The sequence below is a fragment of the Nitrosomonas communis genome (assembly GCF_001007935.1).
GTDB classification, from domain to species: Bacteria; Pseudomonadota; Gammaproteobacteria; order Burkholderiales; family Nitrosomonadaceae; genus Nitrosomonas; species Nitrosomonas communis.
In genome coordinates, this window is the sequence record NZ_CP011451.1 from 780,690 (window position 1) to 806,679 (window position 25,990).

Consider the following 25,990-nt stretch of genomic DNA (forward strand, 5'->3'; position numbering starts at 1 on the left):
GGACCCCTATGAGCTTGGAAGAAAAACTTAGCGCGGTGATGACTCTTGAGAAGCCCTGGTCGACCAAAGAGTCATGGCGCGTATTTGGAATCATGTCTGAGTTTGTGGAAGGTGCACAGCGCCTGGAATACATTCAGCCGGCAGTCAGCATATTTGGGAGCGCACGAACTGAACCGAGTCACCCCTATTATAAATTAACTGAAGTTATTGCACGGCAATTGTCGGATGCGGGCTTCTCAGTCATTTCGGGGGGTGGTCCGGGAATTATGGAAGCTGCCAATAAAGGCGCCTTTTATGGCAAGGCTCCCAGTGTCGGTCTTAATATCCAGCTTCCTCATGAGCAACACCGCAATATTTATCAGGATGTGAGTCAATCGTTCCGTCATTTTTTTGCCCGTAAATACATGTTTGTCAAATTTGCGACTGCTTATATCGTCATGCCTGGGGGATTTGGCACATTGGATGAACTAATGGAAGCGCTAACGCTTGTCCAGACTGGTAAAACAAGAAAAATGCCTATTATTTTAGTATGCTCGGATTTCTGGCGTGGTCTGCTTGATTGGTTTCAGCAAGTACTCATCCATGAAGGCTATATCTTACCAGAAGATATGAATTTAGTTCAGATCATTGATGAGCCTGTCGAGATTGTCAACGCAATCTTTAAATATTATGAAACGTCCGGCTTTGAACCTACCGCTGCTGAAAAGGAAATTCAACTCAATTTGTAATAATTCACTTTATTTAAGATAGAATGAACATGACCATTCTCCAGGAACCAGCATGCAACGTATAAAGACGACTCTATTTTTGTGTGCTCTTTGTGTTACATTGCCAGCCTCGGCACAATCTACTCAGAAACCAGCTGATCGACCCTCCCTTCCTGAACTGCCTGATTTAGCGTCACGTGAGGAGCCAGAACTGCCTGAGCTGGGAATTGACCCTTCACTGGAACCGGAAGTAACGATTAAAAAAGGTAAAGAAGAAACGGTGGAGGAATATCGCATCAATGGTCAGCTCTATATGATCAAAGTCATTCCTCGTATTGGCAAGCCATTCTATCTTTTAAATAAACGCAGTCCCGTGGGTGAGCCACATCGAGGTGACCTTGAAGGTTATGGTGTAAACGTTCCGATGTGGGAAATTTACAGATTTTGAAACCAAACGAGATTAACATGAGAAAATAATAGCTACGCGAGGCATAAATCTATTTACTGACGCTTATTCTACTGCTTATTCATGTCTGTTTTTACTCCAGTTAGCAAGGAACAACTATCAATCTGGCTCCAGGATTATCCCATCGGCACACTGGTCGATCTTCAAGGTATCTCATCTGGCATTGAAAATACCAATTACCTGGTGACAACCACACTGGGTAAATACATTCTGACGCTGTTTGAGAAATTGACTGCAGCAGAACTCCCCTTCTACCTCAATCTGATGGCTCACTTATCGCAGCGAGGGATTCCATGTCCCAATCCCATTGTTACATGCGAACAAAAACTACTGGGTGAATTGAATGGCAAACCGGCCAGTATTGTGACGTTTTTACCGGGTAAATCGCTGAAACATCCCACGGCCGAACAATGTGCCGAGATTGGAGGAATGCTGGCCAGAATGCACTTGTCTGGCTTGTCTTATCCCGTGAAAATGACCAATCCACGAGGTTTGGAATGGTGGAATACGGCAGCGAAAGAAGTGATGCCATTTCTTACGAAAGAGGAACAAAAATTACTTAATGAAGAGTTGCAATTTCAAGTATTACATCAAACAGAGGCTCTCCCGCGGGGGGTGATCCATGCTGATCTATTTCGCGATAACGTATTATTCACTGATACATCAATCGGTGGCATTATCGATTTTTATTTTGCTTGTAATGACGCATTCTTGTACGATCTTGCTATCACCATTAATGACTGGTGTATATCTGAAGACAGCGTATTAGACGAGATGCACGCCCAGGCACTTTTAACAGCCTATCACCATATACGGCCCCTCATTAATGAGGAGCATAAGGCATGGCCACGCATGCTGCGTGCTGGCGCATTGCGCTTCTGGATATCACGTTTGTATGATTACCATTTACCTCGAGAAGGAGAGCTCACTCATAAGAAAGATCCCATGCATTTCAGAGAAATTCTGAAATATCATCTGGCTAATCATTCCAAATTGATGCAAATCTGGATTAACTAATCAATTAAAATAATCTATCTAGTGCTTGATCATTAACCCTGATCTCATTTCTAAATCAAGCATGGCGCGCAGGTAAAACCGACTCTTTGTCGGTTTGATTTAGAAATGAAATCACCAGAACGGAAAGATGAATGAATGGAATGCTTTTCCCAGGCATTATGTTTTAGAGTCATTCATGTGATTCCATTTCCAAATCAAACATGGCGCGAAGGCGAACCGCAGACAGTATAACTAATACGGCAAGGGGAAGCCGACAAAGTCAGCCTTGATTTAGAAATGGAATTAATTCACATCTTCCCTGCAAAAGGGAATATTTCTAACAAATTATTATATTTTCAGATTAACTAACAAAATTTATTGGAGAAAACAAATTGATAGAAGCTCGACAGGTTCCTGGTAAACAAGGGTTGCAATGGATACTGAGCGGTTTTTATATGTTTCGCTTATCCCCGTTTGTCTGGGTATTGCTGTGTTTCACACTCATATTAATTGCCGCTACACTGGAGCTTCTGCCTGTGCTAGGGAAATTTATTTTCACGCTCCTTTCTCCTGTTTTTATGGCTGGCGTCATGGTAGGTTGCAAAAGCCTGGAACAGGGTGACCAATTAGAACTAGGTCATTTAATGGTTGGTTTCAGAAAAAATACGGTACCGCTGATTACGTTAGGAGGATTTTATCTAATAGGGCAAGTTCTGATAATCGGTGTGTTCATGATGATAGGGGGAAGCGAGCTGGTCGATATGCTGCTCTATGGAAAAAGATTTGATGAGCAAGAGCTGATGGGGGTGATGGATAACATTTTATCTGCCTCAATCGCTGGATTACTGCTGACAATCCCACTCATGATGGCAATGTGGTTTGCGCCTTTATTGGTCATGTTTGAGAATATGCCACCTTTCATTGCCATACGAAAAAGCTTTTTTGCCTGTTTGAAAAATATTATTCCCATTCAGATCTATTTGATTGTGCTCATCATACTGGGCTTGCTCGCGATTATACCTTATGGCATAGGGCTCTTAATCTATATCCCTACTGTATTTGCCTCCATCTATGTGAGTTATCAGGATATTTTCCATCCTGAATCCATGTTTAGTGACAAAGAGGCAATAGAGAAGAAAGAAGAAGATACCGAAGTTAATCAGTAAACCCGCACATGAGCCTGGTAATTCCAGTTCTACATCCAACCTGATTTTGCCGGCTCTCCTTGCCGATTTGGCCACGGAATTACAAAGGTGTCAGTTTGGCATATTCCAGCAGGAGCCATTTGGTTCCTGCGCGATTGAATTGAACCTGAACTCGGATGTCAGAGCCTTGGCCCTGATAATTGATAATTACCCCGGTTCCAAATTTTGCATGCGACACATTCTGTCCTATGCGCCAGCGGGATGACTGTTCTGCTGAATCTGCTGTCACTCTTTCCTGTACCGTTTCTTTTCCAGCAGACTGCCCCCATGCATTCCTGCCAAAGGTAAAGCCTGCCTGCTCATTGACAGATTGAAAAGATTCGCTGTTAACTTTGGATTGTGGCTGCAACCACTTGAGCAAATGATCAGGTATTTCATTAATAAATCGCGAAGCAATATTGTAATGGGTCTGACCATGCAACATCCGGCTTTGTGAAAAGCTCAGATATAACCGTCGCCGGGCACGTGTCATGGCTACATACATCAAGCGTCGCTCTTCTTCCAATCCATTTATGTCATCACGGCTATTTCCGTGTGGAAACAGCCCTTCTTCCAGTCCGCTTAGAAATACAGTATGGAATTCCAGTCCCTTGGCTGCATGCACCGTCATAAGCTGCAAGGCATCCTCATGATGATCTGCCTGATGCTCACCTCCTTCGAGTGAGGCATGGGAAAGAAATGCCACCAGGCTGTCATCTTCAGCTTCGTGCACAAAGCTGGTTGCTGCGTTGATTAATTCATTCAGATTTTCCAGCCGCTCTGCGCCATCACGTTCCAGACCGTAATGGCTCAATAATCCACTGTGAGTCAGCATGTAACGGATAGTCTCAGGTAACGGTAAATTGACACAAGCACGCTGCATCGTCATGATCAGATTAATAAAGCTGGGCAGCCCTTTTTTAGCCCTGCCTTCATCAACGAGAGCGGTTGTTTCGCCACCACCCTTGCTAAAGGCTGCTGCCCATAAGCTCGTTTGATGCAATTTCGCCTCATCCTGCAATTGTTCCAAAGTGCGCGCACCAATGCCACGAGGCGGGAAATTGATCACCCGTAATAACGCATGATCATCATCAGGATGCGCAATCAAGCGCAGATAGGCCAGGGCATGCTTGATCTCCTGACGTTCAAAAAAGCGCATGCCGCCATAAACTCGATAAGATAATGACGCATTGAACAGACTATGTTCCAATACACGCGACTGGGCATTGGACCGATAGAGTAAAGCAATCTCGGAAAGCGCAACCCCCTCTGCATGAAGGGCTTTGATCTCATCAACGATAAAGGCAGCCTCATCAAAATCTGTCACAGCGTTATACACACGCACGGGCTCACCATGCCCTTCAGAAGTCCACAAGTTCTTACCAAAACGCCCGCGATTATGTTCTATCAAGGCATTGGCTGCTTCCAGAATATTGCCATGGGAACGGTAATTCTGCTCCAGCTTGATAATTTTCTCTATAGCAAAATCATATTCCAGCTCCTGCATGTTTCCAGTATGAGCCCCGCGGAATGCATAGATGCTTTGATCATCATCCCCTACCGCAAATACGACAGCAGATTTGGGTGCATCCCCACCGGCCAGTAATTTGAGCCAGCGGTATTGCAACCGATTGGTATCCTGAAATTCATCTACCAGGATGTGTCTGAAGCGATCACGATAATGATTACACAGAATCTCGTTACGCGTCAGTAGTTCATAACACCGTAATAAGAGTTCGGCAAAATCAACCATTCCTTCGCGCATACATAATGTTTCATATACACGGTAAAACTCAAGCATCCTGCGCGTGAAATTGTCATGCGCTTCAACTTGAGAAGCACGCAACCCCTCTTCTTTGGCATGATTGATAAACCATTGGATCTGCCGAGGCGGGAATACTTTCTCATCGACAGACAGATCCTTCAGCAGTCGCTTGATGACTGCCTGCTGATCGCCTATATCGAGAATTAGAAAGGTCTGTGGCAATCCGGCATCCTGATAATGTGCACGCAGCATACGGTGACACAAACCATGAAAAGTCCCGATCCACATCCCGCGCGTATTGATAGGCAGCATCGCAGCGATACGCGCCATCATTTCTCTGGCTGCTTTATTAGTAAAGGTGACAGCAAGAATACCGTTTGGACTCACCTGCCCTGATTGGATCAGGTAGGCGATACGTGTGGTCAGCACCCGTGTTTTACCACTACCCGCGCCGGCCAATATCAAGGACGACTGATACGGTAGTGTGACAGCTTCAAGTTGTTCTGGATTCAATCCAGAAAGTAAGGAAATCATGGCTCAGAAAGTAGTGCTGGTGTTCCCTGCCTGAAAATAAATGAATAACTTATCATAAAACTCATTACTTTTCCCAGGCAGGGATTGAAGAATTACTGTTTACTTTTTGCAGCTAAATCAAGAATTAATGGGGTCAGAATCAATTCAATTGCCAAGCCCATTTTGCCACCCGGCACCACTATAGTATTGGGGCGTGACATGAATGAATCATGAAGCATATTTAACAAGAAAGGAAAATCGATATGCTTGTAATCACGGAAACGGACGACCACCATACTTTCATCTAACGTCGGAATATCACGAGCAATGAAAGGATTGGAAGTATCGACTGTGGGCACCCGCTGGAAATTGATATGTGTGCGTGAAAACTGCGGGGTAATATAGTGCACATAATCGTGCATACGACGCAGAATAGTTTGCGTGACGGCTTCGGCAGAATAGCCACGCGCACTGGTATCGCGGTGGATTTTCTGTATCCATTCAAGATTGACGATGGGCACCACGCCCACGAGTAAATCCACATATTTTGCCACATCCGCGGTATCGCTTTTGACACCTCCATGCAAACCTTCGTAAAACAAAAAATCGGTTCCTGCTGTGATGGGTTTCCAGGGAGTGAAGGTGCCAGGTTTCTGATTGTAAGGAGCCGCCTCTTCTTCATTATGGAGGTACAAACGGGTCATACCCGACCCTGTTTCACCATATTCTCTGAATAAGGTTTCTAATTTTTCAAATTCATTTGCTTCCGGGCCAAAATGGCTGATAGCACGCCCGTTGCTTTTCTCTGACTCTGCAACTGCGTTTTTCATGGCGTCCCGGTCGTAGCGGTGGAAACTATCCCCTTCCACGATAGCGACATTTAATTTTTCCCGACGAAAGATATGCTCAAAACTATTCTTAACCGTGGATGTGCCAGCGCCGGATGAACCAGTCACGGCAATAACGGGATGTTTTCGCGACATTTTACTACTCTCTCCTTAAATATAAACAAAAATGCTAAATTTCCAGATGATCTCCTAGCCACAGAGCTTGTAAAAAAATTGTAGCGCGTGGCTGAGAGCAAAAACAGACAGAATGCTGCACAAGAAAACGAGTCTAACAAGTTTAGACGCGGCCGCATCACATACCCAACACATACCAGATAATTGGCGAAGTTAAAGTTTAAATACCGCCCAACGCAGCTACCAAGACATATAACTAAATTTTTTTACAAGCTCACAAGCACATTAACTTTATATGATACCTTCTTTCCGCATTAATTTGCAGGTAGTCACTTCAAAATATATCCTGATATTCACCAGGCCGAGCCTGTACCATCCTACTGCTTTCCTTAGTTGAAGATACCCGTTCAATCGCTCAAGTATCCTATAAATAAGGCATTTGGAGCAATTCTTGCTATCACCAATCAGGTGAGATTTTAATAAAATAATGTGATTTCGACATCATTCCATTTCTAAATCAAACATGACGCGAAAGCGAGTCACAGACAATATCAATAATACGGCAAGGTGAAGCCGACAAAGTCAGTCCCGATTTAGAAATGGAATAACAGCAATGGTTGGAAGAGCCTGAGTAAACTTAGTATGAAATGGTATTTTTCCCGCGTAACGCTAAGCCATCAGTTCAGCTACCTGATTAACAAAATCGGCTGTGATAGCGGGAATATTCGATTGGGGGATGGTTTTCGATTTAAACCGATAAAAACTAATAAACACGACTCCTGTACCGCAACTCAAAACCCTTCACAAAAGTCGTCAATCCTATAAAAAATCGCTATAGTATCCATCGGAATCTGGCCCCTCTAGTGATGAAATCCTTTTCCTATATTACTTCATCATAAAGAATTCAGATTTATTTTACAGTTTGTCTTATCTCGAACTCACGTTTCTTAACAAGGGGTAAATAGCAAGGCAAAATCGGTGGGCGAGCTGCTTGCTCATGAAGGTTTAATGACTACAGAGCAGCTAGATCAGGCAATTGCATTCCAGCGGCGTAACAATGTGCGTTTAGTTAATGCCATTGCATCATTGGGTTTTCTTACTGCGGAACAGTTAGACCAATTCTTATATCCTGCCCCACCCGTACCCCTAAAAATAATTGACACTGGTTTGAGCGAAGTTTATCTGGTCGATTTATTGCTTAAGGCGGCGTATCTGGAAGCAGGAACATTTACCCTGCCGCGCATGGCAAACATGCTTTCGCTACCCTTCAGTGTGATAGAGGAAATGATTGAGCAAATGAGAGCGGATCATTTGGTGGCTATTCGGACTTCTTCCACTTATACCAGCAGCACTCAGGTACTTGAATTAACTCAGCGTGGGCGGGAAAGAGCAGAGGCAGCATTTAAGATTAGCTTATATGTCGGGGCTGCGCCTGTTCCATTGGAAGATTATACCTTTATGCTTGAAAGGCAAAGTGTTCGTCAGATTGAACTGGATAATGAGTGGATTAATGCTTCTTTAAAGCATTAGTGATTGGCGATAAATTACTGAGCCAATTAGGTCCTGCATTTTCTTCAGGGCGCTCAATCTTTTTATATGGTCCGCCAGGGACTGGGAAAACCAGTATTGCAGAAGCGTTAGGGCATGGAATACCCAGAGAAGTTTATCTTCCACAGGCGATAGAGGTGGGAGGGCAAATTATACGTTTCTTTGATCTGGCTATTCATATGCCTGTCGATAGCCAGAAAACATTAGAAAATTCATCGCTCGATCTTAAAATGAACCTGGCCTATGATCCACGCTGGAAAAAATGCCACCGTCCAGTCGTGATGGTGGGAGGTGAGCTCACGCTTGACATGCTGGAATTACGTTATGACTATTCGAGCAAATTCTATGAAGCACCTATCCATATGAAGGCAGGGAATGGTGTTTTTATCCTGGATGACTTTGGCCGGCAACGAATAGAGCCACGCCAGCTACTTAATCGTTGGATTATCCCACTAGAGCGTGGTGTAGATTTTCCTTCGCTGCATACCGGTATGAAATTTGAGATACCTTTTGATCAGATTACTGTGTTTAGTACCAATTTAAATCCTCTCGATTTGGTTGACGATGCGTTTTTACGGCGAATTCGCCATAAAATATAGCATGTCCCCTATAAATTGATTATAATTTACAGATGACCTATCCGATATTATTTCGCCGTAAAGTATTATCCGTTCGTGAGAAGGAGAACCTCTCAATCGCGCAAGTGGCCAAGCGTTTTGGTGTAGGTGTGGCCAGCGTGATGCGTTGGATCAAAACTCCCGATCCCAAGACCACCCGCAACAAACCTGCCACCAAGATCAACATGGAAATGTTGGCGCAGGACATCAAGAATTATCCGGACGCGTATCAGTACGAGCGCGCCAAACGGTTGGGTGTCAGCAAGCAAGGCATTAACCATGCTTTAAAGCGTCTGGGCGTGACTTATAAAAAAAAAGCCTGTGTCACCCCAAAGCCAGCGAAAAAGAGCGGCGTATCTTCCAGCAAAAAATTGAAGACTATGAGCGAGCAGGCCGCGTTATCGTCTACCTTGATGAAAGCGGCTTTGCGCACGACATGCCACGCACGCATGGCTATGCGCCAGTGGGTGAGCGCGTCCATGGCGTAAAAAACTGGCATGCACGAGGTCGAACCAATGTGATTGGCGCTCTGATCGGAAAGACGCTGCTGACCATAAGTCTGTTCATCGCCAATATCACCGCTGACATTTTCTATGCGTGGATAACGCAGGACCTGTTGCCTAAACTTTTGCCCGCTTGCGTGATTGTCATGGACAACGCAACCTTTCATAAACGGCAGGATATCCAAACCGCCATTGCCAATGCCGGGCATACACTTGAATACCTACCGCCTTATTCCCCTGACTTAAATGACATTGAACCCAAATGGGCTCAGGCCAAAGCCATCAGAAAAAAGGAAGGTTGTTCCATCGAGCAGCTCTTTGCCGCTTATGAAATTTAAATCATTTTATATGGGATCTGCTATACATGTGCAATACCAGACCGAAGATGAATTCAAGGAGATTCTGCGGCGTATCTGCCGTAAACAAAGCGTTCAGTATGATAGTGAAGTAACCGAATATCTGTTAAACAATTACTATCGTAAACAAAATAGACCATTGGTAGGTAGCCATCCACGCGATCTGATGGAGCATATCATCGATCATGCCAAATTCCTGAAGCGGACTCCAGAATTTATCCCAAAGACAGTGGACTCGGCTGCAGCCAATTATTTTATCGAGCTATGACTTTATGTTGAGGATAAAGCAGCTGGTAGAGCACAATCAGCACATACGGCGCAATGCCCGATGGTTATTGCGCCCTACGCGGGTTGGATCGGGTCGGTCGCGCATTTATAGACTCTTTCCATCCCCATTGCGCGCCAATCGTCGCGGGATACGTCAAGCTGCTCGTCCATCCCCTCCCCATCACCCCGTGTCCTGGCATAAAATCCGGACTAATCAAACCGGTTATACTTTCTCCCCCAATACCAAGATCAGCAAGCTAGCTGCCTACCCTTACCCGCAACGTCTGGAATTATCCTTTCACACAATGCGGATTTTTGCCTGCAGCTTTGGCTTGCTGTTGCAATTGCTGTGCTTTGGGTATGCGGGCTTGCAGATCCTTAATACGCGTAGTATGGGAAGGATGTGTCGAGAGAAATTCGACGGGACGAGGGCCTTGACTTGCCTGCTCCATTTTTAACCATAATGCAACGCTTTCGGCAGGGTTGAAGCCCGCTTTGGCCATGAGATCCAATCCGATCGTATCGGCTTCACTTTCATGCAATCGACTAAAAGGCAAGATGATCCCGTACTCCGCGCCGATCCCCAGCAAACTGACTGCAGTCTGACCCATCGCTGTCTGCGGCGCTGCTATCGCCTGAACCAAGGTGATTCCAGCCTGGGCACCTAATTGTTGGGATAGGCGTTCATTGCTATGTCTGGCCAAAACATGACCGACTTCATGTCCGATGACCGTAGCCAATTGATCTTGATTATCAACCAGATTAACCAGACCCGCATATACGCCAATTTTTCCACCGGGTAGAGCAAATGCGTTGAGCGCCGGGTCCTCAAAAACCACAACCTCCCACTCTCCCCCGACTTCTCGTGCAATGGCACTGGCGACACAATGCACAAACTGATTGTCCTGTACGTTGCGACTGATCGGTTTTTCATGTTTTAAATTCTCAAATGCCTGCAATCCCATGTTATTCACCTCTGCATCTGGCATAAAAGCCAGTTGCGTTCTACCAGTTGGAGTTGTGGCGCATGCAGTCAGAAATAAAACAGATAACAACAGTAAACACATTTTTAAACATAGCTGAATGAGCATTTGAAAATCTCCCCAATAAATATTCAGTTTTGAGATGAGGCTTATGAAGGAATCATTACGACAGCTCAATGGCAAGGCAGACAGCACGCAGAGACAGGAAAACGAGTTCAGGAAGTTTCGGCACCATTACCTATCAAAGTGATCGGCAAGAAGCGCGTATCTGTCCAACATAGCTATTTAGAGCGCACAGTTGATTAATTCACACGCTCTGAGGCTATCATGAGCAGTTGAAGCATATCAAGCGTATTATTCACGTTATAATCATGGTTTTTGTCTAGTGCCGGGAAATTCGTTATATGCAAGAAAAATATCACCCTCAGGAAATCGAACAAGATGCACAGCAATACTGGGAAAAGACCGCCGCCTTCAATGTGACGGAAAACCCTGGCATGCCTAAATATTATTGTTTGTCGATGTTTCCCTACCCCTCGGGTAAGCTGCACATGGGACATGTTCGTAATTACACAATAGGAGATGTATTGTCTCGCTATCGCCGTATGCAGGGATATAACGTTTTACAACCTATGGGCTGGGATGCATTTGGGCTACCCGCTGAGAACGCTGCCATGCAGCATGGCGTCCCGCCAGCGACATGGACATACGATAATATTGCCTACATGCGCAAGCAATTGAAAAGCCTGGGCCTGGCTATCGACTGGAATCGTGAAATTACCACCTGTGATCCTCATTATTACCGATGGAATCAGTGGCTATTCCTGCGCATGCTGGAGAAAGGCATCGCCTACAAGAAAACTCAGGTGGTGAACTGGGATCCCATCGATCAAACCGTACTTGCCAATGAACAAGTCATTGACGGGCGCGGCTGGCGTACTGGCGCATTGATAGAAAAGCGCGAGATACCAGGTTACTACCTGGCGATCACCCAATATGCGGATGAACTGATCAACGATCTGGACAAATTACCCGGCTGGCCTGAGCGTGTAAAAACCATGCAAGCCAACTGGATTGGTAAAAGCTACGGCGTCGATATTATTTTTCCTGCTGATAAACTATCTGGCACCCCGCAGGATTTGAAAGTATTCACCACGCGCGCAGACACTTTGATGGGAGCGACTTATGTCGCAGTGGCGGCAGAGCATCCCCTTGCACTCTATGCAGCAAAGAATAATGCAAAACTGACTGAATTCATTGAAGCATGCAAACACGGCGTCACGATGGAAGCTGACCTTGCCACCCAGGAAAAAAAGGGGATGGATACCGGGTTGTGTGTGCTTCATCCCCTCACAGGAGAGTCTCTGCCGGTATGGGTTGCTAATTACGTACTCATGAGCTATGGTGAAGGCGCTGTCATGGCCGTGCCAGCGCATGACGAGCGCGATTTCGAATTTGCCACCCAATATGCTTTACCCATTAAGAGGGTGATCGAACCCAAAGAGGGTGAAATCTATCCAGAGCTTAGTCAGGCTTATGTCGAATATGGCGTTACCATTAACTCGGGAGAGTTCTCCGGACTCGAATCTCAAGCTGCAGTTGGTGCGATTGCAACTGCTCTGAAACAAAAAGGATTAGGAAAAAAACGCGTGCGTTATCGCCTGCGTGATTGGGGCATTTCCCGCCAGCGCTACTGGGGCTGTCCGATTCCATTGATTCATTGTGATCATTGCGGCGTCGTTCCTGTGCCGGATGATCAGCTGCCTGTAGTATTGCCAGAAGATATGGTACCTGATGGGTCGGGTAATCCACTGGTAAAATCGCCCTCATTTTATGAATGTGCCTGTCCCCGCTGTGGCCAGGCTGCCCGCCGTGAAACCGATACCATGGACACATTCGTTGATTCATCCTGGTATTACATTCGTTATGCCTGCCAAGATCAGGGCTCCACCATGGCGGACTTGCGGGTAAATTATTGGTTACCGGTCGATCAGTATATCGGCGGAATTGAACATGCCATTTTGCATCTGCTCTATTCGCGATTCTGGAGTAAAGTCATGCGCGATCTGGGATTGGTCTCCTTTGATGAGCCTTTCTCAAATCTGCTGACGCAGGGGATGGTATTGAACGAGATTTTCTTCCGGAAAATGGCGACAGGTCGCATCAGCTATTTCAATCCATCGGAAATTGATATTCATTTTGACGAGCAAGGCAAACGATTTAGCGCCGTGCTGCGTGCGGATAATCAACCCGTTGAATCAGGTGGCATTGGCACTATGTCAAAATCGAAGAATAATGGGGTTGATCCACAGGAATTAGTGGCGTCCTATGGTGCAGATACGGCGCGATTGTTCATGATGTTTGCCAGCCCTCCCACCCAGACACTGGAATGGTCCGATACGGGCGTAGAAGGGGCCTTCCGTTTCTTAAGACGCCTGTGGCGATTGGTCTATAGCCATTTACAGCGAGGTGCGATGGCTGATGGACAGCCCCTTGCCGAAACACTGCCACCGGAACTCAAATCGTTGCGTTGCCAGCTTCACCAGACCATAGCCAAAGTAACGGATGACCTCGATCGTCGTCACACCTTCAATACGGCCATTGCCGCTGTAATGGAATTGATGAACGAATTAGCTAAACTACAGGATAGCGATTTAACTGCACGACAACTCATGCAGGAAGCACTGGAAAGTATTGTCCTGCTGTTGTCACCGATCGTCCCGCACATCTGTCACGCGCTCTGGCGGGAACTTAGGCCAGGTACGGAATTGCTCGATCAACCGTGGCCCAATGTTGATCCTCTGGCGCTGGTGCAGGATGATATCGAGTTAGTCGTACAGGTCAATGGTAAATTACGTGCGCAAATACGTGTCCCCAAAGAGGCAGATCGTACCACGATCGAACACATGGCATTGGACCATGCGCATATTCAGAAAACCATTACAGGACAGTCAGTGAAAAAAATAATTGTCGTTCCAGGGAGATTAGTCAATATTGTCGTTTAATAAGTTATCAAAAAGCTTATTCGAAGCAGTCGCTGACAGGCAAAAACAGGCAAAAAATCGGAGTTGATACCTGATAAATGAACTATGTTGCGCCTGTCTTTAACCCTGCAACGATAGTTAGAGCGCGTTGCTGAGAAGACGGTGTAACGCTTTGAACAATTGATGACCGAACAGACTCCAACGATGGTTTTATACCAGAAACAAACAGTCGCCACATGATGAAACCCATCCGTATTTTGCTTGTTATTCTTACTATTAGTCTTATCCTCGCCGTTACCGCCTGCGGCTTCCGTTTACGTGGACAGATCTCTAATCTCCCGTTTGAGACTATTTATGTCGCTGCCCCACCCGGCCATACCATCGGGCTGGATATGGAGCGAGCCATTAGTGTCAGCACCACGACCAAAGTGGTCAAAAAACCAGAAAAGGCACAGGCGATACTTCAAATCCTCAGCGCGGTCAATGAGAAGAAAATATTGTCTCTTTCAACCGGTGGACGTGTCAGGGAATTCCAGCTGATCTATCGCGTTTCTGCGCGCCTGCTCGATGCTCAAGGCGCAGCACTTACACCCGTGGATGATATCATTCTGACACGCGTCCTCCCTTTCCTTGATGCGCAGATACTGGCTAAAGCGGCAGAAGAGGAAATGCTATACAAAGATATGCAAGTAGACGCCGTGCAACAGCTCATTCGGCGAATGGCTGCAGTCAAGCTTTAAGGACTTTTTTGAAAATGCCGATTTTTACGCCACTTGCATTCGTTTAACTTATGCGCATTAACTCCGATCAATTGTTTCGTCAGCTGCCAAAACAGCTCATGCCACTGTATACCATCACTGGCGACGAGTTGTTGCTCGCGCTGGAAGCAGCGGATGCGATTCGCCATCAGGCTCGACAACACGGTTACACCGAACGCGATATCTTTACAGCAGATCACCGCTTCGACTGGTCAAATATACAGCGCTGGCAAAGCCAATCGTCCTTGTTTGGAGAACGGAGCATACTTGATCTACGTATTCCTACCGGCAAACCGGGTAAAGAAGGCGGTAACGCTATCGAAGCACTTTGTCAGAACCCATCTGCTGATACCATTACGCTCATCATGCTTCCTAAAATCGATAAGCAAACACAAACAAGCAAATGGTTCAAGGCGCTGGATCATTCCAGTGTGATGGTCACAGTTGATCCGATAGAGCACGCCCGGTTAGCCAACTGGATACAACAACGTCTCGATATCCAAGGACAGCAAATTGCATCCGATAGCCTGCAATTTCTCGCAAATAAGGTAGAGGGCAATCTTCTGGCTGCTCAGCAGGAGATCAAGAAGCTGGCTTTACTTTATCCCTCCGGGATGCTTTCTTTTGAGCAAGTCAAGAATGCGGTACTCAATGTCGCGCGCTATGATGTATTTAGTCTGCCCGAGGCCATGCTGACAGCCGATACTGTGCGCTATACGCGTATCCTGGAAGGGCTGCAAGGCGAAGGCACTCCTCCTCCCCTGATTCTGAGCACACTTACTGAACCCATACGCACATTGCTACTCATTCACCAAGCCCTGGCTGCAGGCAAGCAACTTGCCCAGGCGTTAAAAGACAGCCGTGTCTGGCATCAGCAGCAAAAAATCATGACAGCTGCTGTCAAACGCTTGCCCCCGCGATTACTGTTACAAGCATTGTTACACGCAGCCAGCATCGATAGAATCATCAAGGGTGTTGCCCAGGGTGATATCTGGGATGAATTGCTGCAGTTTGGCTTGCGCCTCACAACGCGCCAGACTTCTATGCATTAAGCCTATTTCTAAATCTAACATGACGCGAAGGCGAGCCGCAGACAGTATCCATCAACGGCAAGACAAAGACGACAAAGTCAGGCCGGCAAAGTCAGCTTTAATTTAGACATGGCATAACAATGCAATTAAACGGACGCAATTAAACGGTAGATTCGCCTAATCATAAAAATACAGGAAAAAAATGAAAGCACGGATTAAATGGCTGGATGGGATTAGCTTTAGAGGTGAAACAGAAAGTGGACATTCCGTATCAATTGATGGCGCACCGGATATAGGTGGGAAAAATCTGGGGCCACGCCCGATGGAATTGATTCTACTGGGACTCGGCGGCTGCTCTTCGATTGACGTCATCCTGATTCTGCAGAAAAGCCGTCAGCAAGTGGCCGATTGCGTCGTGGAAATCGATAGCACCCGCGCTTCTGAAGATCCGAAGGTCTTCACCGACATCCATCTGCACTTTATCGTCACCGGAAAAAACCTGAATCCTCAACAAGTAGAACGTGCGATCAATCTCTCTGCAGAAAAATATTGTTCAGCCTCCATCATGCTCAGGAGTACTGTTAATATCACGCATGATTTTGAAATCATTGAAGGCTAGGGTTGCAGATTGCAGGTTGCAGGTTGCAGGTTGCGGGTTGCGGGTTGCGGGTTGCGGGTTGCGGGTTGCGGGTTGCGGGTTGCGGGTTGCGGGTTAGCATAAAATGAGAAAGTAGGCCTATTATTTCATTTCTAAATCCAAATTGATTTTGTCGGCCTGACTTTGTCGTCTTTGTCTTGCCGTATGATGGAGATTGTCTGCGGCTCACCTTCGCGTCATGTTTTATTTGGAAGAGGAATTAGCAGTCAGCCTGAATTATCCTGAAAAACTACGGTTACGATAATTCATGGCGCCGTATAAAAAACCGAAAATCAAACCTACCGTGAGGAAGTGATATGGCTAAAATAATCGCCATCTGTCCCGTCTGACAATCCAGGCGGCAAAGGCCCAGCCCCTTGGAAGAAAAAATCTCCACTGTTTCCAAAGTTATCTGACCAAATGCCATTCAGTGACTCTGTATTGAGCGACACAAAAAAATTGGCCATGAAACCCGTTAGGAAAATGAGAGGTAAATCCTAAATGATATCGATTGGTTGAACGGTTCAAATTAGCTGCGCCATGTGATGAAGTTTGAAAAGTGGCGATCCCTTGGGTTCCTGTCAGTTCAAAAACAAACCCTTTATCTTAAATATCGAAACACAAAATATCGACAAACGGATTCAGTCTCCAGCAAAACACCCCCAGGCTTTGGGCGTAGTGAGTAATAGGTAATAGTAATCCAATGAAATTAGCTAAGACGATTAACCTTTTCATCTTTACCCCTGCCGGCTAGCTGCCGCTTAAACTCATTCATAAAGGATGCGAGATAAATAACTTATTCTTCTCAGAAAGGTTTTCCCGCTGTCATCCACCCCAGCTTGACTTCTCTATCTCATGCCTACCACTCATATGGATAAAACGTATTTGAAGTTGATACACGTTGGCAGGCCCAGCCTACTGAAACACCTATCGCTGTAGTTGCCTGCTCTATTGAGCATCAAACTCCAAAGGTAGTACTACAACCAGCGCCTAGGCGCCATGACAACATCTCCCTTTATAAACCAATTGCATTATTTCACTGATTCCATTTCAAATCAAACCTCGCGCGAAGCCGAGTCGCAGACAGTGTAAATACTATAACAAGGAAAAGCTGACAAAATCAGGTTTAATTTAACAATAGAATTAAGAAATAGAATGGAACAATGCGAAATATTTACTTGGCATTATTCGCTATATATTTAATTTACAACGATTTAATCCAAATACAAATGTCTCTATTCAGAGACATTTGTATTGCCTCATGCAAACAGAAACAGTATGATGTATGCAAATGCTATACCAATTTAAGTAAATAACTACATTCTAGAATTGATTGTGATAACGCAAAATATCTAGATACAAATGAAATTATTGAAAAAATATAGCTTGGTTTAAGCAAGATAGCTCAAACCACTCGAAAACCAGGGATGAAGTTGATTTATCTACTCATGAATCGAGAATAAAAAACATAACAAAACGTAAAATAAAGGAATTTTATATCATGTAATTAGCATGTGATGACAGCATACTAGATTTAATTGGAGATTCACTGAAATGGCAGTGTTGATTTTAGACTGCCTTCGATAACACGACCCTAATCAAGTCAGACAGGAGTAATTATCTTGATTTTATTTGCCAGCTCAACTGAAGACAAATTTTCTCATTGGAAGCAAGGATTATCAGATATATCTTCTTTATATTGTCTGTCAAATCTGGATATCCTCAGAAATGAGCTGATAAGAAGAACCCCTCCCATCCTTTTGCTTGATTATGACTTACTGGATATCAATAGCTTCCAGATAATTGAAAACCTGCTGATGCTAAGCCCCAGAACTCGCATTATATTGTTTAGCTCCGGGATTTCTGATGAAAATGAATGGAAGTTATTAAAAGCAGGAATTAGAGGCTTTTGCCTGAATACGTTCTCATCCGATCAAATCAGGCGCGCAGTTGAAGCCGTCTGGCGAGGTGAATTATGGATTCGGCGCCAACTGGCCCAGCGTATGCAGAGTGAGCTGGTCATGGCAATGCAGGAAAAAAAACACATTGAGCGTGCGGTAAATAGTCTGCTGGAAAATTTAACAAAACGTGAATATGAAATCGCCATCCTGGTAGGTCGCGGCGAAAGCAATAAGCAGATTGCCAAACGATTGGATATTACCGAACGAACCGTCAAGGCGCACTTGACCGAAATATTCCGTAAATTGGCCATTTCAGACCGAATCAAGCTGGCCTTACTCGTTAAAGATACCGCTACGGCAACGAATCAGGTATTTGACAATAATGACAGTGATTATCCAACCATCTCCGCCTGATACTGTATTTGCTTGCTTATTCAAAAGCCTATGATCATTATTGTCCAGTTAAGCGGAACCAAGCAGTTGATCGGATCGGGGTAACGGATTGTGTCTGTTACCTCTCCTCCACCACCAGACATGCGGTTTTAGCTTTACTGATACTCCGTATTTCGCATCCGGCGGTTGAACCCAGTGACTTAAGCTATCACAAAATCCGATGGAACCGCTTTCCATCAAACTTTCATTCAGTGCCTTCTATTTCTCCTTCGCCTGCGTTTCAGCTTGCATCCTACGGTCACGCTTCCGATTGGAATCCACCAACCTCACGTGACCGCTGGGCAAGTGGTTGCCGCAGTTGCAACGCTCACCCACGTCAGAATACTCCCCGCCAATCGACAAAGATGTTTAAAATGGCCTTCTTTTGGTTCTTCAGCTCTTCGCTCCAACTTGCTTCCAAGGCTTCTTCGCTAATACGGCTTCTGCTGACTTCTACCCTGAATCTCGTTCGGGAGATCTCCCCGGGTAAGGTGCTAAAACCTTCTGCCCGTGCCGCCAATCTCTACCTCGTGCGTCTTTCGGTAACGGTTGAATTTCGTGTTCCCTGTCATTCTTAACTGGTCAGGCTATATGAAAAATTATATCCAGCGCTTCTTCTTAAAGTAGACAAGCATGACTGCCGCCAGCCCAATCATAATCATCCATATCAGTAGGTAGCCATATTCCCATTCAAGCTCTGGCATATATTTAAAATTCATACCATAAACACCGGCGAGAAACGTTAATGGCATAAAAATGGTAGCAATGATCGTCAGCACTTTCATGATCTCGTTCGTTCGGTAGCTCACATTCGAGATATACAAATCGAGCAAGCTCGTAAGCATATCCCGGTAAATCTCGACGCTATCAATGGCTTGCACGACATGATCATAGACATCAAGCAAATAGGGAACTGTTACTTCATGAATCAATGGCGACTCGCGCCGTGCCAGAGATGAAATCACTTCGCGCAACGGCCACACCACTTTATGTAAAAACAGAAGTTCCCGCTTCAACTGGTAAAGCTGCTCTATAACAATTTTATCAGGCCGGATCATTAACGTCTCTTCCAGCAGATCAATCTTATCGCCAAGTTTTTCGAGAACGATGAAATAGTTATCCACCAATGTGTCCAGTAGCGAGTAAGCAAGATAGTCGGTATCCATCTTCCTTAATTTCCCTTTGCCATGACGCAGATGGTCACGAATTAATTGGAAATCATCTCTTTTACTCTCCTCCTGAAAAGATAGCAGGAATTTCTGTCCAAGAATAATGCTGATCTGCTCCGGATGGATTTTGTTCTCCTGCTCGTCAAAGGTAAGCATCTTGGCAACGATAAAGAGGTAATCACCAAAATCATCACATTTTGGGCGCTGCACGATGTTCATCAAATCTTCAGTCACAAGCCGGTGGATGCCAAAATCTTCACTCAATTTCTCAAGTATAACGGGATCATGCACGCCATCGACATCGATCCATGTGATGGTGGGCTTAAGTTTATAAGGTAAGCACTTATCTACTTGTTTAAGTGTATGCTCCTCAAAATTCTGTGCATCATAATCAGTGAGCGTGATATGGATACTGTTGTTCTCCCGTTCCCCTGTGTATAGCAAGGTTTCAGCGGGTAAACCCACCTTTTTTGCTCTGCGTCTAGTTGCCTTTGATTTATGCATGAGAATATTTTTCAGAGGAATCAATCACCAATTGATGATTGCATCTTATAAGGAGCGATACTGGCCTTACTGCGAATAAGCTTCGCTATCCACCAATACTCATCTTAGCATGAAGAACAAACAGTACTCTCACCCTGATGACAGGTGAAAAAATTAGGAGTGTGCGATAAGGGGCGAATAACTTCTTACTTATCCACCCACTTCTAATAAAGACGCCTCTAAAATTAATCTAATCCCAGAGAATCAAGCGTGATTTCAATTTCCTCGATTCTAATTTCCTCATCATCTTCATTGAGGAATTCATTTTCATCAATTATCTTCGCTACTCGGCTAACGGGCATGATGTCATCGACTACATCCTCAACATCAATATTATCAAAAGAAAGTTCTTTGTCCATTGCAACAAACCTCCTTACAACAAATGAAGATGGTAAATCAGCTTTGCTGAGACGACTTATAGCATACAGAATAAAAATAATGAGCGAATTACATTTTCACAATTTGAAGGTTTATATAAAGAAAGTCAATACTTAATTGCTTTTTTTATAAAATTATTAAAACTGCAATTGGAAAACGGCACGTAGAACGGTACAGCGGCACATTAAGCTCGGTCATTGTCCATCGCATCATTATTATTGCGATACGGCCAGTGCTTCTTAATCTAACGTGAGTTCGACATAACGGTCATGCCACTGCAACTGGAAGGGCTTAAGGAAGCCTGATATTAAAGCAAGCGTTTCTTCTCCTGAATAACGATGAAATTCTTTTCCAGGATGCATTAATCATAATTAATTCAGATTCCTTCTGCTGCTTTTCTTTTTTTATCCCGAGCCTGCAATATTTAATTCCATTTCCAAATCAAAAATAACGCGAAGGCGAGCCGTAGACAGTATAAATAATACGGCAAGGCGAAGCCGACAAAGTTAGTTTTGATTTAGAAATGGAATAAGAAGTGGTGGAATGCGTTAAGCTCAATGCTTCGGTATGAACTTATAATGTGGTCGATACCTCTAAAAAGTGTAGATGAGCATGTGTAAACGGGTTCTTTTAATCTAAAAACATCAATGGATGTGTTTTAGTTCCACTAAACCTTTAGGAGGGCTTTACTATGAAACAACTAAATAGCGGTTTTTTTAATTTCTTGTTAATTGCTCTAATGGTTTTTTTCTTGGGCGGCACATCAACGTCAATGGCAGAGACAGCTGGAGAATATATTGATGATTCAGTTATTACTGCGAAGGTCAAAAAGGATATTTTCGATGAGCCCACCCTGAAAACTTCTGAAATTAAGGTAGAAACTTCAAAAGGTGTCGTGCAACTGAGTGGCTTTGTCAGTACCCGCGCCGAAATTGATAGAGCGGGCGAAGTTGCGCGTATGGTTGAGGGCGTGAAGTCTGTCCAGAATGATTTACAGGTTAAGGGACAGTAGATTCGAGCATTAATCTTGAGTAGTGCTAAAGATTATGTAGATGATCTCAAAATCTGCTAAAGCCTGTTTAAATCTAGCGAATAGGCTATTTGTATTAATATTGTTCATTAATACATATTCTAAACTATCACAACCCGGCGAATTTTTCTGCAATTCCTCGCCGGGTTACTCTCTGTCAAGCACTACCTATCATTGATTTTTGTTGGAACTTCTTTATTGAGAATCAGCCTTAGTGCTTCTATCAAATAGGAGTGTTTTGGTATATGTTTGCTGGCGTCCTCCTATTTGCACCATCGGTGCATGTATAGGATCTTTTCCCCTTGCGAGTGCATAGCTAATATTTTTTACGTCCTTTCTATAGCTATTTGCCGCACCTGATAATTTTGCTATAAGCATATGCTAATAAAATGAGGTTTTTTCTCATGAATAATGGGAATACTCTTTTCCCCAAAATTATTTTATTATAAAAAATTTATTCCATTTCTAAATCAAAACTGACTTTGTCGGCTTCCCCTTGCCGTATTATTGATACTGTCTGCGGCTCGCCTTCGTGTCATTTTTCATTTGGAAATGGAATTAAATTCCTTTTACTACTTTTACTGCTTTTATTATCCCAAACTTACGCTAACCTAATAAAGAATTTCATTAACATTCATGGCCCATCAAGAAGATCATCGCTCTCACCGTATAGGGTGGTTACGCGCTGCCGTACTGGGTGCTAATGATGGAATTGTTTCTATAGCCAGCCTTATTATCGGTGTAGCGGCTGCCCATACAAGCCGGGAAGATATTCTTTTGGCAGGCATAGCAGGTCTAGTCGCCGGAGCGATGTCAATGGCGGCCGGGGAATATGTCTCTGTCAGCTCGCAGGCCGATACAGAAGAAGCCGATATTGCGCTTGAACAACGCCATCTTCAGGAAGATCATGAATTTGAATTCCAGGAATTAGCAGAGATCTATATCAAAAGAGGAATTCAACCCGAACTCGCAAAACAAGTGGCCATGCAATTAATGGCTCATGATGCATTAGATGCTCATCTCAAAGATGAATTGGGCATTTATGAACGCATTACCGCAAAACCCATTCAAGCGGCTTTTACCTCCGCAACGATGTTTACCCTAGGTGCTGCCATGCCGCTTATCGCAACTTTTATCGCACCCCCAGCCCAAATTATTCCTATTGTCGCCAGCTTTTCCCTTTTTTCTTTGGCTATGTTGGGTACACTGGCTGCTTATTTGGGAGGAGCAAATATTTGGAAGGGTGCTATCCGGGTAACTTTCTGGGGAACACTCGCCATGGGGCTTACTGCTACCGCAGGAAAACTGTTCGGTATCGCTGCCTGACCATTATCAATTAATCGAGTGCGGCTACATTGAAAGCATCACAGGAAGCAAGATCAGATTCGCTGATTGCAGGCAATTGGACAGCCACTTTACGTAATGCCGTACGCAATCCCTCTTCCAGAACCGGATGATAAAAAGGCATACCTAACAGATCCCTCACCGTTAGCGATTGATCAATTGCCAGTGCCAGTAAATGAGCCATATGCTCGCCTGCTGGGGCACACATCTCGGCACCGAGTAGTTCGCCACTTGCTGATTTTGCATAGACGCGTAACATTCCTTTATTAGATTGTGCAGCCCTGGCACGTCCTTGATGATCAAAACGTACTTCACCGATTACGGTCTCATTATGATTCAGCGACCGAAAAGGGTTGCCAACAACAGTAATACTTGGATCAGAAAATACAATGCCAAGCGGAGTACGACGTGTAAAACATATCATTTCTTCTCGTACTGCGTTTAGCCCTGCGATATGCCCTTCGTCTGCAGCTTCATGCAGCAATGGCTTATAATCACTCGCATCGCCAGCCAGGAATACCGGAAGATCAGCTATCTGCATCGTAGTCGGATTAACCGGGGGTAATCCTTGTTCATTGAGCGGAACGCCTAGCGTTTCGAGTCCAAGATGATCAATATTGGGGCGACGGCCAAGTGCTGCCAGCACCCCATCAACCGCGATGTCTACTTCACTCGTTCGAATGCGCACGCAATTTTCTCCTGGCTCCCAAACCACTTTGGCCCTTTCACCCAAATAGAGCGGGAATTCCTGTGAAAGCAAATCTAACGCCACCTCATTAACGTGTGGATCAGTTAAGCCGCCAATCTGCTTATTGCTGCCGAATGCAGTGACCTTGATCCCTAAGCGGGACAGTGCTTGTGCCATCTCCATCCCGATAGGACCCATTCCAATGACCGCTAACCTGGTTGGTAATGTTTTCTGCTCAAATAACGTGTCTGTCGTCAATAAACGATTTTCCGGTAAATGCCACTCTGCGGGGACAATCGGGTGTGAGCCGGTAGCGATAATAATTTTTTTGGCAGTTAACTTTTTATCATTGATCAGCACCTGATTTGGATTAAGCAAGCGCGCACGACCTGAAATCGCCTTCGTTCCAAGCACTTCAGTCGCTTTTAAGGTGCTGGCTACAAAATCATCACGAAGCTCACGAACACGTTGCATAACACTCGTCATATTGACCATCAGCTGGTCTGCCCCCCGTATACCAAACGTCTCAAAGGTAGTTCGTCGATGAAAGGCATTCGCCGCTTCAATCAACAGCTTAGAGGGCATACATCCAACACGTGCGCATGTCGTTCCCCAGGGGCCACCATTGATAATGACAAATTGTTCGGTGCGCTTCCTTACTTCGCGCAGCGCAGACAAGCCCGCACTTCCTGCCCCAATGATAATGACATCAAGAGTTTCATTTACAAAATTAGAATTCGCCACATTGCACCTATTTAGCTAAGAGCAGTTTTTCAATTACGTTATTTTATTTCATTTCCAAATCAAAACTAACTTTGTCGGCTCCACCTTGCCGTATTATTTATCCTGTCTACGGCTCATCTCCGCATCATTTTTGATTTGAAAATGAAATGAGGTCAATTAACGATTGACTTGAACTTTATTGTATTTATAAAACCATAATAACTTCATGAAGGCAAAATTTAAAAATTATTTAATGATAAAATTAATCAACTTGTAAAATGATATAAAGTTATCTGCTCATTAAATGTCAGATTTCATCATCAATCAGCTGATTCAATCACTGCATAAATAATCAGCCTCCTGAAATATACATATTGTTATCAAATTATTTACAGGAATTTTTAAAAAATCTTCCTGAAAATGGGTATGGATACTGAGACAATCATCGTTACTATTATGGGACGAGAATTCCGCATTAACTGCTCTGAAAAAGAACGCGAGGGTTTATTGCTGGCGGTTTCTTATTTGAATAAAAAAATGCTGCAAATAAAAAATGAACGTAAAATAGTGGGAACCGAACAAATTGCGATTGTAGCAGCGCTTCATATGACTCATGAGCTGCTTACCATGCGTCCAGCCAAAAGTTTTGACATGAGTGAATTTAAGCGTAAAATTAAATTCATAGAAGATAAATTAGATGAGTTGCTGCCCAAAAAAGAAAAAGAAGATCAATAAAAAATAAGTTAAGATTATTTCATTAAATTTTGTTTGAGCATTACAGAATTTCCCTGCGGTGTTTGTTAAGGCTAATACTCTTTGAACCAATTTATATAACAGGTTGCGAACTAAAGTGATGCTGTTGTGCGCTCCTCACAGAAGGGGCACCTGATGCATCCGGTTTGCGACCACCTTGAACCTCAAGGTTCAAGATGACAGCCTGACGGCATTGGCGGGGAAACCCACTTTTCCTTTCTATCGGCATTTTAAATAGGCAGTTCACCAGGCTTGAGCTGATCATGTTGTTCCTCCTCCTTCTCTTTCATTGGGTGCCGGATGGATATATTTTGACCATTTCCTCATCTCATGCTACCGCCGCCACAAAATCACCACCTGCCCAAAAGCTCTCCCCCATAAAATTTCTTGTTTTCTGCATGAATGCAGATTTTCCATTAGAAAATTTTCCTTAAAAAAAATCAGGGTTAGACTGAAATGTGAATTGAGCGCTAACTCGTAAAAAATTCCAGTAAAACAGAACCGCAACCAGCTTTCCAAATATATAGCCTAACCAGTTAAGAATGGTTCAGAATGTATCGGATTTAAAGAAAGAACATATCGACGGTTTGGTTGTTTACGCAGTGCTCTGGACAGCGCCTATTTGTGTTCGATAAGGCAACTCGTGTAAGGCACCATCACCATCGGACATTGTGCCGTATGTACTACCTTACCATCTGGTGCAATGCGTTACACCTTATTGCACCTATGATTTTGTCGGCTCTTCTTGCCAT

At 44.4% G+C, this 25,990-nt stretch carries 24 protein-coding genes and 1 other RNA gene; 19 read left to right on the forward strand and 6 right to left on the reverse strand.

Features of this window, described 5'->3' with window-relative positions:
• Positions 1 to 8 precede the first annotated feature (8 nt).
• From AAW31_RS03435 to AAW31_RS03450, 4 genes are all read left to right on the forward strand, one after another.
• Entirely contained in the window at positions 9 to 728 is a 720-nt protein-coding gene (locus AAW31_RS03435) for an LOG family protein (RefSeq protein WP_046849169.1), read from the forward strand.
• Between the two features lie 52 nt (positions 729 to 780).
• Positions 781 to 1,155, forward strand: coding sequence for a DUF2782 domain-containing protein (locus tag AAW31_RS03440; RefSeq protein ID WP_046849170.1), 375 nt, complete (start codon positions 781 to 783; stop codon positions 1,153 to 1,155).
• 81 nt (positions 1,156 to 1,236) lie between these two features.
• On the forward strand, positions 1,237 to 2,190 hold the full coding sequence (locus tag AAW31_RS03445) for a homoserine kinase (RefSeq protein WP_046849171.1): 954 nt from the start codon (positions 1,237 to 1,239) through the stop codon (positions 2,188 to 2,190).
• A 371-nt stretch (positions 2,191 to 2,561) separates the two neighbouring features.
• On the forward strand, positions 2,562 to 3,335 hold the full coding sequence (locus AAW31_RS03450; RefSeq protein WP_235264484.1) for a BPSS1780 family membrane protein: 774 nt from the start codon (positions 2,562 to 2,564) through the stop codon (positions 3,333 to 3,335).
• 79 nt (positions 3,336 to 3,414) lie between these two features.
• On the opposite strand, the gene AAW31_RS03455 is transcribed toward AAW31_RS03450, so the two are convergent.
• Both AAW31_RS03455 and AAW31_RS03460 read right to left on the reverse strand, forming a co-directional pair.
• A complete protein-coding gene (locus tag AAW31_RS03455) occupies positions 3,415 to 5,652 on the reverse strand; it encodes a UvrD-helicase domain-containing protein (RefSeq protein WP_046849172.1) in 2,238 nt (745 codons plus the stop codon).
• A gap of 92 nt (positions 5,653 to 5,744) precedes the next feature.
• Positions 5,745 to 6,614 (reverse strand): phosphoribulokinase, encoded by an 870-nt coding sequence (locus AAW31_RS03460; RefSeq protein ID WP_046849173.1) that lies wholly within the window; start codon positions 6,612 to 6,614, stop codon positions 5,745 to 5,747.
• 987 nt (positions 6,615 to 7,601) lie between these two features.
• Here AAW31_RS03460 and AAW31_RS22535 point away from each other — a divergent pair.
• The 5 genes from AAW31_RS22535 to AAW31_RS03480 are packed head-to-tail and all read left to right on the forward strand — an operon-like array spanning position 7,602 to position 9,885.
• Positions 7,602 to 8,123 carry a hypothetical protein gene (locus tag AAW31_RS22535; RefSeq protein WP_235264485.1) on the forward strand — a complete coding sequence of 174 codons (522 nt, stop codon included), beginning with the start codon at positions 7,602 to 7,604 and terminating at the stop codon, positions 8,121 to 8,123.
• Positions 8,123 to 8,740 (forward strand): ATP-binding protein, encoded by a 618-nt coding sequence (locus AAW31_RS22540; protein WP_052752053.1) that lies wholly within the window; start codon positions 8,123 to 8,125, stop codon positions 8,738 to 8,740. Before AAW31_RS22535 ends, AAW31_RS22540 begins: the two co-directional genes overlap by 1 nt.
• A gap of 32 nt (positions 8,741 to 8,772) precedes the next feature.
• The gene (locus AAW31_RS03470; RefSeq protein WP_200899698.1) at positions 8,773 to 9,246 is read left to right on the forward strand and encodes an IS630 transposase-related protein; all 474 of its coding nucleotides are present in this window, start codon (positions 8,773 to 8,775) and stop codon (positions 9,244 to 9,246) included.
• Positions 9,129 to 9,599 carry a transposase gene (locus AAW31_RS03475; RefSeq protein ID WP_144412826.1) on the forward strand — a complete coding sequence of 157 codons (471 nt, stop codon included), beginning with the start codon at positions 9,129 to 9,131 and terminating at the stop codon, positions 9,597 to 9,599. The genes AAW31_RS03470 and AAW31_RS03475 overlap by 118 nt, the downstream gene beginning before the upstream one ends.
• 10 nt (positions 9,600 to 9,609) lie before the next feature.
• On the forward strand, positions 9,610 to 9,885 hold the full coding sequence (locus tag AAW31_RS03480) for a hypothetical protein (protein ID WP_144412827.1): 276 nt from the start codon (positions 9,610 to 9,612) through the stop codon (positions 9,883 to 9,885).
• A 289-nt stretch (positions 9,886 to 10,174) separates the two neighbouring features.
• Here the strand turns inward: AAW31_RS03480 and AAW31_RS03485 are convergent, their stop codons facing one another.
• Positions 10,175 to 10,975 carry a M48 family metallopeptidase gene (locus AAW31_RS03485; RefSeq protein WP_046849176.1) on the reverse strand — a complete coding sequence of 267 codons (801 nt, stop codon included), beginning with the start codon at positions 10,973 to 10,975 and terminating at the stop codon, positions 10,175 to 10,177.
• Between the two features lie 296 nt (positions 10,976 to 11,271).
• Between AAW31_RS03485 and leuS the strand changes: the two genes are divergently transcribed.
• The 6 genes from leuS (at position 11,272) to AAW31_RS20385 (ending at position 19,188) form a co-directional block, all read left to right on the forward strand.
• Positions 11,272 to 13,872, forward strand: coding sequence for a leucine--tRNA ligase (gene leuS, locus AAW31_RS03490; RefSeq protein WP_046849177.1), 2,601 nt, complete (start codon positions 11,272 to 11,274; stop codon positions 13,870 to 13,872).
• Between the two features lie 215 nt (positions 13,873 to 14,087).
• Positions 14,088 to 14,591 (forward strand): LPS-assembly lipoprotein LptE, encoded by a 504-nt coding sequence (locus tag AAW31_RS03495; RefSeq protein WP_046849178.1) that lies wholly within the window; start codon positions 14,088 to 14,090, stop codon positions 14,589 to 14,591.
• A gap of 50 nt (positions 14,592 to 14,641) precedes the next feature.
• Positions 14,642 to 15,661: a DNA polymerase III subunit delta gene (gene holA / locus AAW31_RS03500; protein WP_046849179.1), complete on the forward strand. Its 1,020-nt coding sequence runs from the start codon at positions 14,642 to 14,644 to the stop codon at positions 15,659 to 15,661.
• 181 nt (positions 15,662 to 15,842) lie between these two features.
• Complete coding sequence (locus AAW31_RS03505; RefSeq protein ID WP_046849180.1) at positions 15,843 to 16,259, forward strand: OsmC family protein; 417 nt, start codon at positions 15,843 to 15,845, stop codon at positions 16,257 to 16,259.
• A gap of 1,640 nt (positions 16,260 to 17,899) precedes the next feature.
• Entirely contained in the window at positions 17,900 to 18,592 is a 693-nt protein-coding gene (locus AAW31_RS03510) for a response regulator transcription factor (protein WP_082110329.1), read from the forward strand.
• 230 nt (positions 18,593 to 18,822) lie between these two features.
• Positions 18,823 to 19,188, forward strand: a complete 366-nt coding sequence (locus tag AAW31_RS20385) for a hypothetical protein (protein ID WP_144412828.1) — start codon at positions 18,823 to 18,825, stop codon at positions 19,186 to 19,188.
• Positions 19,189 to 19,209: 21 nt separating this feature from the next.
• Here AAW31_RS20385 and corA read toward each other — a convergent pair whose 3' ends face one another.
• Together corA and AAW31_RS21125 are read right to left on the reverse strand one after the other, a co-directional pair.
• A complete protein-coding gene (corA, locus tag AAW31_RS03515; RefSeq protein ID WP_046851479.1) occupies positions 19,210 to 20,283 on the reverse strand; it encodes a magnesium/cobalt transporter CorA in 1,074 nt (357 codons plus the stop codon).
• 224 nt (positions 20,284 to 20,507) lie between these two features.
• Positions 20,508 to 20,681 carry a hypothetical protein gene (locus AAW31_RS21125; protein ID WP_158441371.1) on the reverse strand — a complete coding sequence of 58 codons (174 nt, stop codon included), beginning with the start codon at positions 20,679 to 20,681 and terminating at the stop codon, positions 20,508 to 20,510.
• A 710-nt stretch (positions 20,682 to 21,391) separates the two neighbouring features.
• Between AAW31_RS21125 and AAW31_RS03520 the strand changes: the two genes are divergently transcribed.
• Positions 21,392 to 21,712: a BON domain-containing protein gene (locus AAW31_RS03520; protein WP_046849181.1), complete on the forward strand. Its 321-nt coding sequence runs from the start codon at positions 21,392 to 21,394 to the stop codon at positions 21,710 to 21,712.
• Between the two features lie 654 nt (positions 21,713 to 22,366).
• Positions 22,367 to 23,056, forward strand: coding sequence for a VIT1/CCC1 transporter family protein (locus AAW31_RS03530; protein ID WP_046849183.1), 690 nt, complete (start codon positions 22,367 to 22,369; stop codon positions 23,054 to 23,056).
• Positions 23,057 to 23,066: 10 nt separating this feature from the next.
• On the opposite strand, the gene AAW31_RS03535 is transcribed toward AAW31_RS03530, so the two are convergent.
• Entirely contained in the window at positions 23,067 to 24,506 is a 1,440-nt protein-coding gene (locus tag AAW31_RS03535; protein WP_046849184.1) for a dihydrolipoyl dehydrogenase, read from the reverse strand.
• Between the two features lie 399 nt (positions 24,507 to 24,905).
• Between AAW31_RS03535 and AAW31_RS03540 the strand changes: the two genes are divergently transcribed.
• Together AAW31_RS03540 and ssrS are read left to right on the forward strand one after the other, a co-directional pair.
• Positions 24,906 to 25,220 (forward strand): cell division protein ZapA, encoded by a 315-nt coding sequence (locus AAW31_RS03540; RefSeq protein WP_235264486.1) that lies wholly within the window; start codon positions 24,906 to 24,908, stop codon positions 25,218 to 25,220.
• Positions 25,221 to 25,267: 47 nt separating this feature from the next.
• Positions 25,268 to 25,445, forward strand: a non-coding RNA gene (ssrS, locus tag AAW31_RS19510) — 6S RNA.
• Positions 25,446 to 25,990: the final 545 nt, after the last annotated feature.

Bases quoted from the DNA above. Each gene is read 5' to 3' on its own strand.
- AAW31_RS03435 (WP_046849169.1), top strand. From the start codon at position 9: ATGAGCTTGGAAGAAAAACTTAGCGCGGTGATGACTCTTGAGAAGCCC.
- AAW31_RS03440 (WP_046849170.1), top strand. From the start codon at position 781: ATGCAACGTATAAAGACGACTCTATTTTTGTGTGCTCTTTGTGTTACA.
- AAW31_RS03445 (WP_046849171.1), top strand. From the start codon at position 1,237: ATGTCTGTTTTTACTCCAGTTAGCAAGGAACAACTATCAATCTGGCTC.
- AAW31_RS03455 (WP_046849172.1), bottom strand. From the start codon at position 5,652: ATGATTTCCTTACTTTCTGGATTGAATCCAGAACAACTTGAAGCTGTC.
- AAW31_RS03460 (WP_046849173.1), bottom strand. From the start codon at position 6,614: ATGTCGCGAAAACATCCCGTTATTGCCGTGACTGGTTCATCCGGCGCT.
- AAW31_RS22535 (WP_235264485.1), top strand. From the start codon at position 7,602: ATGACTACAGAGCAGCTAGATCAGGCAATTGCATTCCAGCGGCGTAAC.
- AAW31_RS03470 (WP_200899698.1), top strand. From the start codon at position 8,773: ATGACCTATCCGATATTATTTCGCCGTAAAGTATTATCCGTTCGTGAG.
- AAW31_RS03480 (WP_144412827.1), top strand. From the start codon at position 9,610: ATGGGATCTGCTATACATGTGCAATACCAGACCGAAGATGAATTCAAG.
- AAW31_RS03485 (WP_046849176.1), bottom strand. From the start codon at position 10,975: ATGCTCATTCAGCTATGTTTAAAAATGTGTTTACTGTTGTTATCTGTT.
- leuS (WP_046849177.1), top strand. From the start codon at position 11,272: ATGCAAGAAAAATATCACCCTCAGGAAATCGAACAAGATGCACAGCAA.
- AAW31_RS03495 (WP_046849178.1), top strand. From the start codon at position 14,088: ATGATGAAACCCATCCGTATTTTGCTTGTTATTCTTACTATTAGTCTT.
- holA (WP_046849179.1), top strand. From the start codon at position 14,642: ATGCGCATTAACTCCGATCAATTGTTTCGTCAGCTGCCAAAACAGCTC.
- AAW31_RS03505 (WP_046849180.1), top strand. From the start codon at position 15,843: ATGAAAGCACGGATTAAATGGCTGGATGGGATTAGCTTTAGAGGTGAA.
- corA (WP_046851479.1), bottom strand. From the start codon at position 20,283: ATGCATAAATCAAAGGCAACTAGACGCAGAGCAAAAAAGGTGGGTTTA.
- AAW31_RS21125 (WP_158441371.1), bottom strand. From the start codon at position 20,681: ATGGACAAAGAACTTTCTTTTGATAATATTGATGTTGAGGATGTAGTC.
- AAW31_RS03520 (WP_046849181.1), top strand. From the start codon at position 21,392: ATGAAACAACTAAATAGCGGTTTTTTTAATTTCTTGTTAATTGCTCTA.
- AAW31_RS03530 (WP_046849183.1), top strand. From the start codon at position 22,367: ATGGCCCATCAAGAAGATCATCGCTCTCACCGTATAGGGTGGTTACGC.
- AAW31_RS03540 (WP_235264486.1), top strand. From the start codon at position 24,906: ATGGGTATGGATACTGAGACAATCATCGTTACTATTATGGGACGAGAA.